Source organism: Aminipila sp. (genome assembly GCF_032051575.1).
Taxonomy (GTDB): Bacteria; Bacillota; Clostridia; order Peptostreptococcales; family Anaerovoracaceae; genus Aminipila.
Genome location: NZ_DAMBYD010000006.1, coordinates 306,698 through 324,937 on the forward strand (window position 1 = coordinate 306,698; position 18,240 = coordinate 324,937).

General features: G+C 33.6%; 15 protein-coding genes. 4 read left to right on the forward strand and 11 right to left on the reverse strand.

All coding sequences use genetic code 11. The features are described from left to right. Positions 1-42: 42 nt before the first annotated feature. A complete protein-coding gene (gene gpr / locus RTW14_RS10575) occupies positions 43-930 on the reverse strand; it encodes a GPR endopeptidase (RefSeq protein ID WP_312650711.1) in 888 nt (295 codons plus the stop codon). A 166-nt stretch (positions 931-1,096) separates the two neighbouring features. Between gpr and rpsT the strand changes: the two genes are divergently transcribed. After that, on the forward strand, positions 1,097-1,360 hold the full coding sequence (rpsT, locus tag RTW14_RS10580) for a 30S ribosomal protein S20 (RefSeq protein ID WP_312650715.1): 264 nt from the start codon (positions 1,097-1,099) through the stop codon (positions 1,358-1,360). A 153-nt stretch (positions 1,361-1,513) separates the two neighbouring features. Here rpsT and RTW14_RS10585 read toward each other — a convergent pair whose 3' ends face one another. The 4 genes from RTW14_RS10585 to arcA all read right to left on the reverse strand — a co-directional run bounded on the left by RTW14_RS10585 (position 1,514) and on the right by arcA (position 6,106). Next, positions 1,514-2,758 carry a helix-turn-helix domain-containing protein gene (locus RTW14_RS10585; protein WP_312650718.1) on the reverse strand — a complete coding sequence of 415 codons (1,245 nt, stop codon included), beginning with the start codon at positions 2,756-2,758 and terminating at the stop codon, positions 1,514-1,516. Positions 2,759-2,847: 89 nt separating this feature from the next. Beyond that, on the reverse strand, positions 2,848-3,801 hold the full coding sequence (arcC, locus tag RTW14_RS10590) for a carbamate kinase (RefSeq protein ID WP_312650721.1): 954 nt from the start codon (positions 3,799-3,801) through the stop codon (positions 2,848-2,850). A gap of 21 nt (positions 3,802-3,822) precedes the next feature. After that, positions 3,823-4,827, reverse strand: a complete 1,005-nt coding sequence (gene argF, locus RTW14_RS10595; RefSeq protein ID WP_312650724.1) for an ornithine carbamoyltransferase — start codon at positions 4,825-4,827, stop codon at positions 3,823-3,825. A 55-nt stretch (positions 4,828-4,882) separates the two neighbouring features. Further along, positions 4,883-6,106 (reverse strand): arginine deiminase, encoded by a 1,224-nt coding sequence (arcA, locus tag RTW14_RS10600; protein ID WP_312650727.1) that lies wholly within the window; start codon positions 6,104-6,106, stop codon positions 4,883-4,885. Between the two features lie 609 nt (positions 6,107-6,715). Here arcA and RTW14_RS10605 point away from each other — a divergent pair. Then, a complete protein-coding gene (locus RTW14_RS10605) occupies positions 6,716-7,876 on the forward strand; it encodes a PucR family transcriptional regulator (RefSeq protein ID WP_312650730.1) in 1,161 nt (386 codons plus the stop codon). Between the two features lie 87 nt (positions 7,877-7,963). On the opposite strand, the gene arcD is transcribed toward RTW14_RS10605, so the two are convergent. The 5 genes from arcD to rarD form a co-directional block, all read right to left on the reverse strand. Continuing rightward, on the reverse strand, positions 7,964-9,373 hold the full coding sequence (gene arcD / locus RTW14_RS10610; RefSeq protein ID WP_312650732.1) for an arginine-ornithine antiporter: 1,410 nt from the start codon (positions 9,371-9,373) through the stop codon (positions 7,964-7,966). A gap of 212 nt (positions 9,374-9,585) precedes the next feature. Continuing rightward, a complete protein-coding gene (locus tag RTW14_RS10615) occupies positions 9,586-10,620 on the reverse strand; it encodes a homoserine dehydrogenase (protein ID WP_312650735.1) in 1,035 nt (344 codons plus the stop codon). A gap of 21 nt (positions 10,621-10,641) precedes the next feature. After that, positions 10,642-11,523 (reverse strand): carbon-nitrogen hydrolase family protein, encoded by an 882-nt coding sequence (locus RTW14_RS10620; protein ID WP_312650739.1) that lies wholly within the window; start codon positions 11,521-11,523, stop codon positions 10,642-10,644. Next, on the reverse strand, positions 11,513-12,628 hold the full coding sequence (locus RTW14_RS10625; RefSeq protein ID WP_312650742.1) for a YkvI family membrane protein: 1,116 nt from the start codon (positions 12,626-12,628) through the stop codon (positions 11,513-11,515). Before RTW14_RS10625 ends, RTW14_RS10620 begins: the two co-directional genes overlap by 11 nt. After that, a complete protein-coding gene (gene rarD / locus RTW14_RS10630) occupies positions 12,612-13,517 on the reverse strand; it encodes an EamA family transporter RarD (RefSeq protein WP_312650746.1) in 906 nt (301 codons plus the stop codon). The genes RTW14_RS10625 and rarD overlap by 17 nt, the downstream gene beginning before the upstream one ends. A 132-nt stretch (positions 13,518-13,649) precedes the next feature. Here rarD and RTW14_RS10635 point away from each other — a divergent pair, with 132 nt between their 5' ends. After that, a complete protein-coding gene (locus tag RTW14_RS10635) occupies positions 13,650-14,990 on the forward strand; it encodes a Na+/H+ antiporter NhaC family protein (RefSeq protein ID WP_312650749.1) in 1,341 nt (446 codons plus the stop codon). Positions 14,991-15,113: 123 nt separating this feature from the next. Continuing rightward, complete coding sequence (locus RTW14_RS10640; RefSeq protein ID WP_312650753.1) at positions 15,114-16,586, forward strand: sigma-54 interaction domain-containing protein; 1,473 nt, start codon at positions 15,114-15,116, stop codon at positions 16,584-16,586. 128 nt (positions 16,587-16,714) lie between these two features. On the opposite strand, the gene RTW14_RS10645 is transcribed toward RTW14_RS10640, so the two are convergent. Further along, complete coding sequence (locus RTW14_RS10645) at positions 16,715-18,127, reverse strand: APC family permease (protein WP_312650758.1); 1,413 nt, start codon at positions 18,125-18,127, stop codon at positions 16,715-16,717. Positions 18,128-18,240 lie beyond the last annotated feature (113 nt).

An 18,240-nucleotide genomic window follows, 5' to 3' on the forward strand; every position in this document is an offset into this window, starting at 1 on the left:
CCCCCATTCAGGCGTATACTTTAGCTTTAATTAAGACCGCCCTTATGAATATATGCCAGGATGAAGAGTATTATTAATTCCATTTGCAATAATGTCCGAAAAATCCTTTATAACTTGGTCAATATCTGTTGAAGTTACAATCATATCCTGTCCATTCTGTTCAATATAATTTTCAACTTCCACCGGATTTTTTATATATCCTTTAAGCGCATCCATTATTAATGTACTGGAGTCTATAACGGTAGGTACTCCTACAGATATCACTCGATGTCCTAAAGTTTTTTCATTTAACATGGTTCTATGGTTTCCCATTCCTGCTCCTGGTGAAATTCCTGTGTCATTAATTTGTATAGTTGTACTTATACGTGCTATATTTTTAGCAGCTAAAGAGTCTACTACTAAAATAATATCTGGATTTACAATACTGGAAGCTTTTTGTATAAGCTCAGCAGTTTCCATACCTGTTGATCCCATAACTCCTGGTATAAAGCCACTTACACAAGCTTGTTCCTCATCTCCATCACAATCGTATATTATAAACCAATGCCTTGTTACTCTAACTTTAGATACAGTATAAGGCCCCAGTGCATCCGGTGTAACTTTATCATTACCTAGGCCAATTACCAATACTTTTAAATAATAATCAAATTCGATCAGTTTTTTTAGTTCTTCTGCTAGAGCTTTTGCAGCTCGGTCCTTTAGTTCTGCATCACCATCTACCAAGCCTTCTATTTCCAAAGTAATATAATTCCCCATAGGTTTTTGTAATACAGCTTCTCCCTTTGAGTCAATTATTTTTATCCTCGTGGCCTTTATATCTTCATCGTATTCGATTTTTTCCATCTCTACACCGTCAATATCGCCAGTTTCGCCTCTTTCTTCGTCATACATTTCAACACTTTCTATTGCAAGATCCGTTCTATACTTCAAATTTGTCACCACTTTCCCTTAAATTCAAATTATTTCTTCTATTCATTGATTTTTCCCTTGCAATCTTGTTTTTATTCATATATACTGAGTGTTGCGAAATATTTGTGATTCCTTATGCATATGGTATAGGGAGCAAAAAAATTAAGTATAAAGTGGGGTGAATTAAATGGCAAATATTAAATCCGCAAAGAAAAGAATCCTAGTAATCGACAAGAAGACTGCAAGAAACAGACGTATCAAGTCTCATCTAAAAGGAATTTTAAAGAATTTTGAAGCTGCAATGAATGCAGGTGATAAGACTACAGCAAAAGAAAAGTTAGCTTTAGCAGAAAAGAAGCTTATGCAGGCTGCTGCTAAAAATACTATTCATAAGAATGCTGCGTCAAGAAAGATTTCTAGATTAACTAAGAGATTCAATAAGGCTCAGTAAGTCTCACCCGTCCCCACCATGGGTAAGTTAAACCCATAGATTGAAAATTAAAAACAATCGAAAACCGCTGGATGTGTCTCCCAGCGGTTTTACTTTTTTTGAAAAGATTAAAATTATATAATTCCTCATTCTTGTATTCATTTACTTTGAAAGTTATTGTTGAATACTCATATTATTCCTAAACTCACTTGGTGTCATATGTCTTAACTGAACAAAATTTCTCCTAAATGTCTTTACTGTATTGTATCCTACACCAATAGCAATATCCGTAATATCCATATTCGTTTCAATGAGAAATTCACAGGATTTATTTATGCGAATTAAATTTAAAAAATCATAAAAATTCTTCTCAACTTGTAACAGTAGTGTTTTATTCAATTCAATCAAGGACATTTGAAATTTATCAGCAACAGATTGTGCTGATAAATCCTCTGAAAAGTTCCTTAAAATATATTCAATTATTTTGTAATCTTTTTTAGTTTCATTTATTTTCCCCACATGTAAAGCTTTTCCATAAGTTTTTCTATAATTTCCAATTTTATCATCCATTCTTGCCGCAAAAACTTTAGATATATGCGCTGCATCAACGTACCCAAGAATCGATGCAAGTTCTTCCAATGTAAAATCAGTATACAACAAATAATTGATGGTTTTAGTCACTCTCATTTCATTAAGCAGTTCATTAAATGATAATCCAGTTTTATCTAATATATATTTACTAATAGATGATTTACTCATATAAAATTGTTTAGACAACCGATCAAGAGTCATTTTATCACTTAAATGCATGTAAATAAATCTGAGAATTAAAGCCCTTGGATCACCTGGTTCTGCCAGAACTTTCGGTATCATTTTATTGTCATCAATTTCTCTACAAAAAATTGTAATTATTTGTGCTACTAAAGTACAAACAAATATTTCATGATAGCTTTCATAATCAATTTTCTGCATGATAGACTCTATGCCCACCTCATCCTTTATTTTAGTAAAAATACTTTCAATTTCTTTTTTTGTACCCGAATTCAAAGTAATTACTGGTGTTATCTCCAGCTTTTTTAATATGGGCATTTCCTCTGAATTTTCCACAACAATTGAATGGAGCATATTTGCAACAACATCATAGTTGTATTTTATTATTTCATACTGTAATGCCTCTTCTACCTCAATTACTTCCGTACAATCCCAAGGAAGAATTGATAATAAACAGTTTTCCCCCACTTCATATAGTTCCGTATCCACCATAAATTTTGCTTTGCCTTTTTTTACATAAAGAAAACGTGGACTTTGATGATACAAGGCATGTGTTTTTTCATCAATTAACTCATAATCAAACGAGCAAATCCTTTTTATATCAAGGTTTGAACAATACTGTGATTGAAATTCTGCTATTTGCTGCATATTCTTCCTTTCCCCCAATAATCAAAATACCCCGTCCTGAGATTTTGTCAGAACGGGATACTTTATTATAAATATATTTGTAACAACTATTATGCAAAAGTAAGAACTGTTCCGGTTTTTCCTTCCAGCGCTTCTAAAGATTTGTCAAGAGACGTAATAATTGCTTTCTTTGATGGATTTGCTCTAACAAACTTCATAGCTGCCTGAACTTTAGGTAGCATGCTTCCAGGTGCAAACTGTCCTTCTTCAACATATTTTGCAGCCTCTTCCAATGTCATATTACTTATATCCTTCTGATTAGGTTTATTGAAGTTTATTGCAACTTTTTCTACCTCAGTTAGAATCATTAGGCAATCTGCTTCAACCTGCTCTGCAAGAAGTTCTGCTGCAAAGTCCTTATCGATTACAGCGGCTACTCCCTCAAGAAGTCCTGTGTCCTTTTCAATAACAGGTACTCCTCCGCCTCCGCATGTAACTACTATAGTAGAATCCCATAGTTTCTTAACTGCATCTATTTCTACTATTTTTTTAGGTATAGGTGACGCTACTACTCTTCTGAATCCTCTTCCGGAATCTTCTTTCATAACATAGCCTTTTTCCTTTTCTAGCTGTTTTGCTTCTTCTTCATTATAGAATTGTCCAATTGGCTTTGTTGGATTCTGAAAGGCTGGATCTGCTCCATCTACAATCATTTGTGTTGCCAAAGTAATAACTGGAATATTCTTATTTCTTAAATTCAAAGCATACTTTAAGCACTGCTGGATGTGATAACCAATGTATCCCTGTGACATTGCTCCGCAAACATCAAACGGCATAACAGGGGTTACTTCCTTTGCTGCTTCATATGCCTGTAGTATTCTTCCTACCTGTGGTCCATTCCCATGTACCACTGCTATTTCATATCCTCTACAGCTTATTTCTGCTATATGCTGGCATGTTTTCTTAACTACCTCAAGCTGTGCTTCTGCTGTTGCCGGACCTTTTCCTGACTGCAATGCATTTCCGCCTAAAGCGATTACTAATTTACCTAAACTATTCTCCATTATTTTTCTCCTTAATGCATATTAGTTCTGTCTGCCAATAGTAGCTACCATAACTGCTTTGATAGTATGCATACGATTTTCAGCTTCATCAAATACTTTTGAATATTTACTTCTAAATACTTCATCTGTTACTTCTCTGATGTCATATCCTTCTTCCATCTGAGTTTTTGCCATCTTTGTTTCAAAGTCATGGAATGAAGGTAAGCAGTGTAGGAAGATAACATCATCATTTCCTGTTGCATCTACCATTTCCTTTGTTACTTTATATGGAGTCAGCATCTTAACTTTCTCTGGAATTTGTGCTTCTTCTCCCATGGATGCCCAAACGTCAGTATAAAGAACATCTGCACCCTTTAAGCATTCTGGCTTACTACATAATTCAATCTTTGCACCAGTCTGTGCAGCTACTTCATTTACTTTTGCTAAGATGTCCTTATCAATTTCATCTAGTAAAGTCTGTGGTCCGTAAGCTACATAGTGCATTCCCATCTTTGCACATCCGTACATCCATGCATAGCTCATGTTATTTCTTACGTCTCCACAGAAAACTACCTTAACCTTATTTAAAGGCTTTGCAATATGTTCTTCGATAGTTAAAAGGTCTGCTAAAATCTGGGTAGGATGGTCTATATCTGTTAATCCATTCCATACAGGAATTCCTGAATACTTAGCTAAATCTTCGACTAATGACTGATCATACCCTCTGTATTCGATGCCATCATAAAATCTTCCAAATACTTTTGCAGAATCTTCAACTGATTCTTTTTTTCCAAATTGTGAACTATTTGAATCAAGGAAAGTAACATGCCCGCCTTCATCTAAGCAAGCAACTTCAAATGCACATCTTGTTCTTGTTGAAGTCTTTTCAAAAAGAAGTACTACATTCTTTCCTTTTAAAGCGTTTCCTTCAATACCTGCACGCTTTTTAGCCTTTAAGTCGTGTGCAAGATCTAGCATATATCTGATTTCTTCTGGTGTAAAATCCATTAATGTTAAAAAACTTCTTCCTTTAAGATTAACTGCCATGTTTTTTTCTCCTTTTTCTTCTTATGTTTATTTTAATTTTTTATAAATTAATTAACTATTCTCTAACAAGCGGCATACTCATGCAGCGTGGGCCGCCTCTGCCTCTTGATAATTCAGCACTTGGAACTTCAAGGACATTTACATTATGTTCTCTTAGCAGTTTATTGGTCACTGTATTCCTTTGATATGTCACAATTGTACCTGGGGCAATACATAATGTATTCGATCCATCATTCCACTGCTCTCTTTGTGAAGCAATCAAATCTTCTCCACCACACTTTATAAGTGTAATTTTTTCCTTTTCTAAATATTTTTCTAAAATTGTTTCCAACTTATCTTCGACTTTCTTTACAGAGATTTCATCCTTTGAATTTCCCTGCTTAATCTCATATACTACCAGAGGACCTAAAATGCCTGGATGTACTGTAAATTTATCAACATCAATTTGTGTAAACACAGTATCTAGATGCATAAACGCTCTAGTATTAGGAATGTCGAATGCAAGAATGGTATCTATGGTTGATTTCTCATTAGCAAAAATATTTTTTGCCAGCATTTCTACTGCATCCGCCTCTGTTCTCTGTGAAACACCTACAGCCAATACTTTATCGTTAAGATTTAAGATATCTCCACCTTCAACATGAAATGGTTCATATCGGTTATAATACTTTTCAACCTGGTCTTTATAATCTGGATGATAATTAAAAATATATTCTCCATAAATAGTTTCTCTGTTTCTAGTTTGTGAATACATTTTGTTGATGCTTACGCCATTACCTATACAAGCAAAAGGATCTCTTGTAAAGTAAAGATTTGGCATTGGGTCAACTACTAATTTGGAAGGAGAGCTCATTAAATCAACTAAAGAATCTGCCTTATTATAATTTAATTCTTTTAAAACGATTCCTTCCATTGATTTTAAGACCATTTCCTTTTTGTTATCATTGTACTTCATCATAAAGTTATAAATTTTTTCTTTATACTTATTTGTACGAATACCAGCCTCTTTTATCCATTGATATAAAAATTGGTCTCTTATCTGATCACTCAGATTCAATACGTCAGCCATTAAGTCTTCTAAATAAACCACTTCTACACCATTATCTCTAAGTGTCTTTGCAAAAGCGTCATGTTCTTGCTGTGCGATCTCCAAAAAAGGAATATCATCAAATAATAACCTATCCAGTGTATCCGGAGTTAAATTTTCTAACTCCTTACCAGGTCGATGTAACAATACCTTCTTTAATGGTCTAATTTCACTTTTAACATTAATTACCATTAAGCAGCCTCCCTAACAAATATTTTTTAGTTATAGTTTTCGTTTACATTACTCATACTTAAACTTCCCAATTTTTAAATCTATTTAGTTTAAAATGAAAAGTTTCGAAATTTAATATTACAAAATCATGCACATGGTTTTTAATTACAATCACATCATACATAATATTTTTTATACATGTGTGAATATAAAACTTAATTATTTTGTATTATTTCCTACTATTTTGTTGAATGATAATTTATATTTATTTTGTTATGTATTATTTCTAGTTATGATAAAACTGCCACTTACGTTAATATTAATTTTTTTCGATGTTTAAATATCAATAAGAAATAATTCTAAAATATAAATAAAGTACATATTTATTTTGATTATTTGTCCCTTTACCTTTTTCTTAATTTTCTTACTTCTTATAATGAAATTATATAAATAATCTTAAATTATTGCAATGACTTAGTTATATACTTATTTCCAAAAAACATCCTCACTATTTTCACTTTTTACAACTTAAGCTATATGGTTAATGGTAATTTATGTTATACTATTCACAGTAATTATATCACAATTTAACAAGCTAGAATGGAATTTAACAAACAAGAGGTGATTGGATTGATACAAGTTAGAGAGCTTTTGAAAATGCCTTTATTTCAAAACTTTAAATTAATAGCCGGCGAAAATGGATTAGAACAGCAATTAAGTAATGTTGTAATTCTTGAATATGAAAGTGTAAATAATTCTTATCATGTATTCAATCAGGGAGATTTTATATTAACCTCTTTATTTTTTGCAGTAAATGACCCTGACTCTATTGTAACTGCTCTGCGTAATGTTATTAACAGAAACATTGCAGGTATTGCAATTAAAACCGTTTTCTTTGATGATATTCCCGAGGAAATAAAGCAATATGCATTGGAGAAAAAAGTACCTATCTTTACATTTAGCGAAGTTTATATGGAAGATTTAATTTTATGTGTTAATAACTTTCTTAAATTAAAGCAGCAGTTTTTAGTAAATGAAAACAATATCAATAAACTGGTTAATACAACCAGTTCACCTGACATCGTTCAGAATATAGTTAAACAAATTAATCCATTATTTTTTTCAAATGTTACAGCTGCATTTATTACTCCAAAAGATGAAGCATCTAATATTGAATTTACTTCTTATTTTTATGAGCTTTTTTATAAAAACTATACTTCAGCTATTTCAACCCATTATTCATTTATAAAATATAGGTCAGGAATGCTTATCATTCACACATCACCTTCTTCATTACAAGTTGATGCGTCTGTTTTTAATACGCTTTTACAATCTATCAAGTTGAATTCAGAACTATTTTATATAGGTATAAGTGATCAAAAAAATTCATACAGTGATTTTCATATTGCAATCAAAATGTCTATCTGGGCAAATCAAGTTGGCCAGATGAACCACTCCGATATTACGTATTATAAAAATATCGGTATATATAAATGGATTACACCTCTATTTAATGAATGTACTATTGAAAATGATTATAAAAAATTAATTTATAAGATAAATGAATATGATAAAAATTTTAAGTCGAATTTATGGAATACGCTAATTGTTTTTATCCAAAATAATGGAGAATATTCCAAAACCGCTAAAGACCTTTATCAGCATCCAAATACCATTAGATACCGCATAAAGAAAATTCAGGAGATAGCAGATTTAGATGGTGATGATTTCTATGTACAGCTCTATATTTGTGTTAAACTTTATCTTCTTTCAACTAAATCAACTATATGATGTCAAATTTATTTAACTAAACAAAAAACTATAGGAATGTAATCACATTCCTATAGTTTTTTATTTGCTGTTATATTAAGGATCATACTACATAGCAATTTGACCCGTAACAAGTAAATAGATTGAGAATACTGCACCTAAAACAATGAAACCTGCCACAATAAGATCTTTTTTACTGAATACCTTCTCGCAGCCTATTTCTTTTCTAGCCTTGGCATAAAAATACATACCAAGAATATAAACAGTGAAACACAATAAGAAGTACTTCCATCCAGAAGCATAAATTGCCCAGGCAAAGAATATAACGCCCAGAACTCCAATAATTAGCTGTACTGTTTCACGTCTTTGATAAGAGAATTTCACCTGATACATAGTTACCATAATCCATGTTACAAAGATTGCTGCTGTACATAGTGAATAAGCAAAATTATATGCCTTTTCTGTGAAAAGTAAAGTAAAAATAAATAATTGCGTTAAAATTGTCATAAATACTAAAGAATAGGTTGGTGAATTCGCACTATTAACTTCTCCAAATTTTTTAGGTAGAAGATTCTGTTTTGCCATCAGTAAAGTTGTTTCAGCTGGCAGCATGGTCCATGAAAGCCAACATCCAAATATGGATATTATTAATCCAAGGTTAATCATTACTGCGCCCCAAGGTCCTACGATTTCTTTTAAGATATATGCCATGGAAGGTTGTCCAAATTGAACAATTGTAGCTCTATCCATTAGTCCATATGGTAAAAGTGAAACTAAAATATAAATAATTAATAATCCTATTAGTCCTAAAACTGTTGATTTTGCTGCGACTGACTTAGTCTTTGCACGGTCTGCCATCATAGCAGCACCCTCTATACCAACAAACACCCACATTAATACCATCATACTATTCTGTATCTGGCTGAAAACACTTTTAGCCTCAAAATTGCCTGACATTGTTCCCCAAAAATTTGCTGTAAATACATCTGCTTTAAAAGATATGATTGCGATTACTGCAAATACGAATAACGGAACTAATTTACACACTGTAATAATGATATTCACTATTGCTGCACTTTCAATTCCTCTGTTCACAATAAAACACATAAACCATAAAATTACACTTGCAATAGCAATTGATAAAATATTCTGCCCGCCTTCAAGTGCAGGAACAAAGTATCCAACAGCGCTCATCATCATTGTTGCAAATGCAACATTTCCAAGCCATGCAGAAAGCCAATAGCCCCATCCACTTATAAATCCTCCAAATGGTCCGAATCCCGCTTCAGCATAACTAAATACACCACTTAACTCCGGTCTCTTTGCAATTAGGTTTGTGAATGAAAGGCATAGCATCAAAACTCCTAGTCCTACAATTAACCATGCAATAATTGCTGCTCCTGGGCTGGAACTCTCTGCCATATCAGTAGAAATACCAAAGATTCCGCTTCCTATAGATGAGCTGACAACCATGGCAACTAATGCCACAACACCTAATTTTTTCGAATTATCTGACATAATAACACCGTCCTCTCTTTTTTTGTTTTTATCTCAATAGTTTCGTTATTACTCTGATATTATATTGAATATGAAATTTTTTTGACTTCCTATTAATTAGGTTTTTTTTGTATTTTTTTGTCATATTTTCACGTATAATATTATAAGGAATTATAAAAAAGAAGGCCTCCTATATAAATGAAGCCTTCTTTTAATCATTATTTCTTATTATTTTATACAAGATTTCTTACGATTCTAAGCACATCGCTAAATATACCATATCCCGTCTGAACCAACTCTGGATCATGCTCAATGATAGTGAGTTTACCCATCAAATCCGTAGTAATTTGAACTACAGAAGAAGTCCCATCAATAACGGACATCAAACTTCCCTGCTCTACTAAAGTAGGCTTTACAGAAGCAACTACTTGCCCATTTTCTAATGTACCTTTACAAAGTAATTTTATGATTTTGCCTTGTTCATTGGCTTTTTCTATGTCTTCTATGGTTATATTTTCTATTCCTGTTCTGTCAACATCCCTTGGGGTAATACCAGCTTCCATAAGTACATTTAACAGTGCTGTGACTTTCGCCGCAGCATCCCACCCCTCTATATCCATAGAAGGGTCCGCCTCTACAAATCCTATTTTCTTTCCTTCAGCTATAACCGCGTCATAAGCCTTGCCTTTTGCCAGCTCCTCCAAAACGTAATTAGTGGTTGTATTTAGAATGCCATTTATCTCTGTAACCTTGCAAAATTTTAGCGTTTCATCTTTTAAGTTGAATATAGGCGTTCCATCCATAACAGTAGTTTCATAATAAAACTGAACATCCATCTTATCTGCCAATTTTTTTAAGTCATTATAATACCATGCAATAGGGCCTTTGTTGGCTGTAACTGCATGTTTGCCTCTTCCCATAGCCTTTCTCAGATGATCAGTAGCAGGCTGACCTGTAAATATATCCAAGGGAGTCATTTCAACTATAACATCATATTCTCCGTTCTCAACTAATTCCATAGAAGTCATTTGACTATAGTCACTACCCGCCTTATTAAAATGTCCCTGGCCTTCAAGCTCACACCATGCCTTTTTTAAATCAATTCCGTCTGCGTTATATAAATTCCCTCTAGAACCTGTCGTTATGCCTGTTACAATAATGTTATAACCAAAGCTATCCATTATTTCCTGTTTTTTATCTTCTAAGATTTTTGCAAAAGCTCTTCCAGCATTACCAAAACCTAAAAGTCCCAATTTTAATGTCTTCATTTTCTACCTCATACATTCTGACTACAATAATTCCTTATACATTTCTATATATTTATCTGGCCTGAAATCAGTAGTTCCAATTTTAGGATTAATATTAAACTGCATTCTTCTGGCTAATGACAAATCGATTTCCACATTACATATGGTATAATCTGCTGCCTTCTCATCGGCAAAACTACATCCTGCATAATAGCATAATTCACCAGATTTCTCCGTAGGACCTAAAACCTGTGAACCGCCATAGAAAGTACTAGATAAGTCCTGACCTACCAAATTAGCTGTGGCTATATATACCCCATTTATAAGCACATAGGCTTCTAAAGTCCTTGGACCCACCAAAGGTCCGTGTTCATAAGCATATGCCGTACTGTTCAAAATAAGTCTGCACCCTTTTGCCGCATAATACCGTACCATTTCCGGAAATGTATAAATATCATAACAAATGGCATTTCCAATAGGCCCCCATGGTGTCTCAAATATAAATGGTTTGTCTCCCCTTGTTGCCCATCTTGGCTCAGGAGGTGGTAAATGCATCTTCCGATATGAACCAATTAAACCTTCTGGCCCAAATACAGCCTGTGCATTATATATAATAGAAGAATCTTTTTCATCCTGTTCAGGCATTCCTATTACAGCATAAATTTCCAGTTCTTTAATTAGTTTCTCTAGTTCTAAAGAGCTTACCCCTGGAATAGTTTCTGCTAATTTTGACTGCATTTTTTCGGGTTTTAAAGTTTCTTTAACATCATCATACCCTGTTAATGCCATCTCTGGAAATAAGACTAACTCTGCTCCCATTCCAGCAGCTTCAATAAGATTATCTTTAATTTTATCCAGATTTTCCTCTTTATTGCCCCAAGATGTCTTAAAGTTAACTGTGGCAATATTAATTTTATCGATCATTTACTATCGCTTCCTCTTCTACATTCTTATCAGACTCGATTTTCAATTTATTTTTTTCATCTTTCATTACTTTAAAGAAGTTTATAATGACCATGGTGATTATAGCAAATCCCATGAACCCTTCTATAGGGAACATAATTGAAATGATATTTGTGAAACCTACCAGCCCACAAAGAAATCCTATCCATGCAATAATAACAATCTTTAATTTCCTATGATTTTGAAATTTCATTTTTGTAGTAAACCCATAATAATTACTGGTTGCAGATGCATAAATGGCAAAAAGCAATACACATGTATACACTATATTTACACTCTTTGAAATTTTAGCAGAGTACCCAAGCATTGGCATATCCATTGCCTGAGAAAATCCCATATCAGTAAACATGGCGGTCCCAAGAACAAATGCCAGTAATCCTAAAAATACTGCACCAAGTGCGGTCCCAAGGAAAGCATGTTTATCACTTTTTGCATTGACTGAAGCGGTAGCCACAATTGGCACTAATGCTAAAACATTATAAGATATGTACTGCATAGCTGATAAAAACCAATTGGGTGTTAACGGACTTACGGTGATTTCCGCCTGCTCCTTTGACTGTGGTAAATCCATAAAAATTACCATTAAACATACGGATACAACAACTACTACAAGAATAGGCATCATAAATCTAAAGACTCTTGAAACTCTTTCAAATCCACCGATTACAGTTAATATTACAAGACATATTATAACTACTCCGCCTAGAACCCTGCTTTGCCCAAACTGCTGATAAAATAAAGCGCCTCCCGCAGAAGACATGGTAATCAAAACAGTAAAAAGCATCAATGCCATAAAATACCCTACAAAATCTACTAATTTAGCATTACCGCCTGGAACAATTACTTTACCCATATCATTAGTCCCAAGAGTTCTTGCAATTTTACTAGTCATGACACCAATCACCATAAACATCACGCCAATTACAAATATCCCTATATATCCTTTATCTCCAAATACACAGAAAAACTGCCAGATTTCTCTTCCAGATGCAAAACCAGCCCCCATAATAGTCCCAACATACATTAAAGCAACACTTAAAATTCCAAGTTTATGACTCTCTTCCATTTTTTGACTCCTTTATTTCACCATAAGTAAAGTAAGCAAGGCCAATCCAAATTATTATAAATGCTAGAAATTGTATACTATCGAAGGGCTCTTTAAATATAAAAATACCTATTATAAGAGCAATCGATGGTGATATGTATTCTGTAATGCCTAAAGACACCATTGAAATCCTATTAGCAGCCATTGCGAAAAGGGCCAGGGGCGTTGCAGTCAAAAGACCTACAAATGCCAATAACCCAATTTGATAAGGTTCTGCAACACTAAATGCACCTTTGCCGTTAACCTCAAAGTATATAATAAGTGCTAATGCAAAGGGTGTTAAAAATACCGTTTCATAAAATAAAGTTATTAATGCTTCCATCTGATACTTTTTCTTTATTGCAGCATAGGTCGCAAATGTTAGTGCCAAGCTCAATGCAATAATAGGAACCTCTTTAAAGTGAATAAGAATAACGACAACACCTGCCAAAGCAAATGCTAAAGCTGCAAGCTTATATTTATTTAGTTTTTCTTTAAACAGTACTACCCCAAATATACAAACCATTAAAGGCTCAATGTAATATCCAATACAAGTTTGTATAACATAATTTGCATTGACCGCCCATATGTATATACTCCAATTTGAAGTAATTAGAATTCCAGCTATGATAAATGTAGGCAAAAGGCCCTTCTGCTTCATTGGCGCAAAAAGCTTTTCTCTGCCGTACAATTTATATGCTACAACAAAAGTTGTGACTCCTACTAAAAATATTCGGTAAAAAATGATTACCATGGAATCTATAGGTCTAAGAGCCTGCCAGTAAATAGGAAGAAATCCCCACAATACTGCACATCCCAAGGCACAACTCATACCAATATTATAGTTTTTCTTTTCTAATGTTTTTTCCATTACTACCACATTCCTTTTACTTGTGAATACAATATTCACGATGGATATATTCTATCATCTATAACTAAATTTTACAATTGTACTTTTTGTGATATATAAGTTGTAAATCTCTATTATTGTTATATAATTAAATTGATTTCAGCTAAAAAGGAGATGCTTATAGTGCCATTGTTATTTGCATTTATAACATTTATAATAATCATGATTTTTTGTCTTGCTACGGGTTATTCCATTTTAATTGCCATGTTAGCGGGGCTTATTGCCTTTACCATCGCAGGCCGCCTAAATGGCTTTTTTTATGAGAATTTAAAAGAAATGGCTTTAAAGGGTATAAAAGAATCTTTCATAGTACTTGAAATCATGTTTCTAATTGGATTTCTAACTGCTGTATGGCGTTCTTCTGGTACCATTACATTCTTCGTATATTATGGCGTCAGTATTATCACCCCAGGATTATTTATATTAATTTCATTCCTTCTCTGCTGTATTCTTTCTTACATATTAGGAACATCTTTTGGGGTTGCAGGAACTTTAGGAGTAATCTTAATGGTTCTTGCCCGAAGCGGAAATGTCAACGAAGCTATTACCGCTGGAGCTATTATTTCTGGTATATATTTTGGTGACAGAGGATCCCCAGTTTCCTCAAGCGCAATTCTAATAGCATCCATAACTAAAACTAACATTTATGATAATGTTAAACTAATGTTTAAAACAGCTGGTATCCCTCTAGTACTAGTAACTATCGTATATGCTGTTTTATCTGTATTAAATCCACTTAAAACTGTGGATACAAATATATCGGAGGCCCTCCAGACAGATTTTAATTTAAGCTTATGGGCCATTCTCCCCGCCGTTTTTATGCTGATACTGCCCTTATTGAAAATAAACATCGTCTGGGTATTTATAACAAGTATTTTTAGTGGCTTTTTAATTACCATAACACTTCAGGATATGAGCGTTTTGGATACTCTGAAGTGTTGTATTATAGGTTATCACTCCCAAAATGACAATCTTGCATTTATATTAAATGGAGGTGGTGCAGTTTCTATGCTTTCGGTCTGTGGCGTAGTATTACTTTCCTCCGCCTATTCAGGAATATTTAAAGGTACAAATATGCTTAATGTGATCCAAGATAGTCTTACCTTATTAATAAGTAAGATTGGTCTATTTGGCTCCATGTTAATTTGTTCTACACTAGTTACCTGTGTTTTCTGTAATCAGACTATAGCCTCTATGATGAGTCGTGATTTACTTGAGAAACCTTATGAAATTGCTGGGGGAAGCCCTTCTGAATTAGCTATAGATATAGAGAACTCATCCATTGTGCTTTGCGGCTTAATTCCCTGGGCTATTTCTTGCTCTGTCCCACTCCAAATGTTAGGCGTAGGCTATCAAGCATTGCCTTTTGCTTTTTTATTATATATAATCCCATTTTATTATATATTTACAAAGAAGTTATTTTTTTTTAATTAAAGAACTTCTCAGTTTATGCTTCAGTAAATAATTAGCAAACTATTTTATTTAAATAATTGATTGCGAAATAAAGAAAGATAGGTTATTATTTTTGTACTGATAAAAATGCATGAAAGCTAGAGGTTGAAAAAGAAAGGAGCGTATGATGTATTTATTACGAAATACACTGTACAAATATTTATGGTAAAAGATTATGATTTAATGAAAATCCCTGTTGTTGGTTATATAGAAGCAGATTTTTACCGCATTCTAGAAACTCTTTACGATGACTTTACCATTATCAGTAACACTGGTGTTATTGAAAGTGTTCTTCAAAATTTTGAAACTGTATATGGAATTCCTATACACGAAGCTATTGGTTCTACAATCATGCAAATGGAAGAAAATAAAATATTTAATCCCTGTGTTTCCTTAGTAGTACTTCGTACACTGAAACCTGTAACGATGCTTCAGCGCACTATAAACGGCACTTTTCTTATGTGTACTTCTATCCCAATTCTAAATGACGATGGAAGTTTATATAAAATAGTAAGCTATACTCGTGATTCAGAGAAGTACCAACATCTTTCAGAAGAATATGAAAACCTACAACGGACACTAAATGCTTATGATATAGAATTATCCAAATTAAGACAACGATTCAAACAAGAGTATCCTATTGTGGGCTCAAGTCCACAAATAAAAAATGCAATTTATCTTGCAGAAAAATTTTCAGGCTTTGATGCTAATCTTTTAATAACTGGTGAATCCGGTGTAGGAAAAAATCTATTTGCCAATATCATTCATCAGAATAGCAGCCGTAAAAATAAGCCTTTAGTCTCCATAAATTGTGGTGCGATTCCTGACAACTTATTAGAATCTGAATTCTTTGGTTATGAAGCAGGAGCATTTACAGGAGCAAACACAAATGGAAAACCAGGTCTAATACAACTTTCCGAGGGCGGTACACTATTTTTAGATGAAATTGGCGAATTGCCACTTCACATGCAAGTTAAACTGCTAAAAGTTATTCAAGAGAAAAAAATCACACATATTGGTGGAACAAAAGAATTATCAATTGATTTCCGATTAATTACAGCTACAAATAAAGATTTGAAACAGATGGTCAGAGACGGGAAATTTAGAGAAGATTTATTTTATCGTTTAAATGTTCTGACTCTTGATATTCCATCCCTTCGGGAACGAAAAAGTGATATCTTCTGTTTAGTAGATTATTTCTGCAAAAAGTTTACAAAACAGTATAATGTAACCCGGTCATTTTCAAGTAGAGCTATCGAATATTTAGAAAATTACTCTTGGCCTGGCAACATACGAGAATTAGAAAATACTATTGAGCGAGCAGTTCTAACTTCTGATAATATGGTTATAACAGAACAAGATTTACCTTCTGTTTTTCAGCCTGATGAAATTAGTATTTCTGCTTTATCACAAGAAAAAACTCTGAAAGAAATACTTGAAACTGTAGAAAAATCTGTGCTATTAAACAGCTATGAAAAGCATAAAACCACAACAGGAGTGGCAAAGGCCCTTGGGATTAGCCAGCCAACAGCATCACTTAAACTAGAAAAATATTTTGGTAAAAAAATAAAATTATAATATAAATGATTCTGCAAAGGAAATAAATAACAATTAACTAAAATGATAAGGGGTGTCTTAAAATATTTTACTTTTAAGACACCCCTTGATTTTATAAATTTTAATTATTTAAACTAATTATTCCGTTTTTATTTTTTATCTGCGTATTCACCAAATAGCAATTGTTCTCTTTCATGCTCTGTAACATTACTATATTTACCTTTAGCATATATAGCACATGCTAGGCCTAGAATGAACCATACAATTACTAACATCCACTCGATTCCTACAAGAGGACTTGGTCCAAGTGGTGTATATAACCAGAAGAAGAATACTGCAACTAAAACGCCCATAAATCCAATAAATTTCGGATATGCAACCTTGTACGGTCTTTCCAAGTTTGGTGCATTCTTTCTTAAGAAAATAAATGCCAATACAACCATTCCATACATAATTACTACTCCAAAAGAACTAGCATTTACAAACCAAGATAACGCTGACTTACCAAGTAAACAAGAGAATGTTGACAATGCTGCACATAAAAGTACTGCGTTTGATGGAGTTCCATATTTAGGATGAATCTTACCTAAAAAGGCTGGAAGCATCTTTGCATTTGCAAGAGAATAAATTACTCGAGCTCCTCCATATAGGAATCCATTCCAACTTGTTAAAATTCCACAAAGAGCACCCACTATACAAATTTTACCCCATATAGGACTTCCATAAGCATATGCCATAGCATCGGCTACTGGAATCGTTCCAGTTAAACGAACAGATACCGGCGCAGACATACAAGTGGAGAAAATCATTAGCATATACCAAAGCGCTGCGGCACAAATTGATAAAATTAATAGCCGAGGTATTTTCTTTAGTGGTACATTCATTTCACCTGCGGACTGTGGTATAACATCAAATCCTACAAACATTGCAGGAACCATAAGAAGAACGGATGAAAAACCTTTTACATTTGTAAAAAACGGTTTTGTATAACTAACATCTCCTTTTGTTAGGCCTCCAAATACGAATAATGCACCTACTACAATCAATCCTATAGTTGCTATTGTTTGGAAAACAGCTGCCTGTTTTGCACCTCTATAATTAACAAAAGAAATTATAACAGAGGCAACAATGGCTACTAATGCCCAGGAGGCATAAACATCAAATTCTTTTATTGTCCATAAAAAACCAATTTTAGGAATTGGAACAATATAATCTATAGCCGTTGCAAATGCAGGACCTTCCCATGCTGCAACACCTAAATAAGCAAATGCGGTTGCTAATCCTGCAATAACTGCAGGCCAATATCCCATTGCTTTATATGAAAATACTACACTTCCTCCTGTGCAAGGTATAGCCGGTGTAAGTTCTGCATATGCCATACCTACAAATATACAAAGTATTGCGCCTACTACATAAGCGGATATTGCTCCAAGCATGCCTGCGCTTGCTGCCCATTGTCCTGAAAGCATAATCCAGCCCCAACCGATCATTGTTCCAAATGCTAGTGCTAGAACATCTTTTGTTGAAAATGCCTTTACTAGTTTGTTATTTTCATCACCCATATTATTTCATTCCTTTCCTTCACATTATGAGCTGCGCTCAATTCCTGCAATAGCTTTAGCAAGTTCTTTCTTGGCATTAATGTTGCCCTGACGGGAAATCATGATTCTCTGAG

What these genes read in the sequence shown, in the direction of transcription:
- rpsT (WP_312650715.1), top strand. Translation starts at nt 1,097, where the DNA reads ATGGCAAATATTAAATCCGCAAAGAAAAGAATCCTAGTAATCGACAAG.
- RTW14_RS10585 (WP_312650718.1), bottom strand. Translation starts at nt 2,758, where the DNA reads ATGCAGCAAATAGCAGAATTTCAATCACAGTATTGTTCAAACCTTGAT.
- arcC (WP_312650721.1), bottom strand. Translation starts at nt 3,801, where the DNA reads ATGGAGAATAGTTTAGGTAAATTAGTAATCGCTTTAGGCGGAAATGCA.
- argF (WP_312650724.1), bottom strand. Translation starts at nt 4,827, where the DNA reads ATGGCAGTTAATCTTAAAGGAAGAAGTTTTTTAACATTAATGGATTTT.
- arcA (WP_312650727.1), bottom strand. Translation starts at nt 6,106, where the DNA reads ATGGTAATTAATGTTAAAAGTGAAATTAGACCATTAAAGAAGGTATTG.
- arcD (WP_312650732.1), bottom strand. Translation starts at nt 9,373, where the DNA reads ATGTCAGATAATTCGAAAAAATTAGGTGTTGTGGCATTAGTTGCCATG.
- RTW14_RS10615 (WP_312650735.1), bottom strand. Translation starts at nt 10,620, where the DNA reads ATGAAGACATTAAAATTGGGACTTTTAGGTTTTGGTAATGCTGGAAGA.
- RTW14_RS10620 (WP_312650739.1), bottom strand. Translation starts at nt 11,523, where the DNA reads ATGATCGATAAAATTAATATTGCCACAGTTAACTTTAAGACATCTTGG.
- RTW14_RS10625 (WP_312650742.1), bottom strand. Translation starts at nt 12,628, where the DNA reads ATGGAAGAGAGTCATAAACTTGGAATTTTAAGTGTTGCTTTAATGTAT.
- rarD (WP_312650746.1), bottom strand. Translation starts at nt 13,517, where the DNA reads ATGGAAAAAACATTAGAAAAGAAAAACTATAATATTGGTATGAGTTGT.
- RTW14_RS10645 (WP_312650758.1), bottom strand. Translation starts at nt 18,127, where the DNA reads ATGGGTGATGAAAATAACAAACTAGTAAAGGCATTTTCAACAAAAGAT.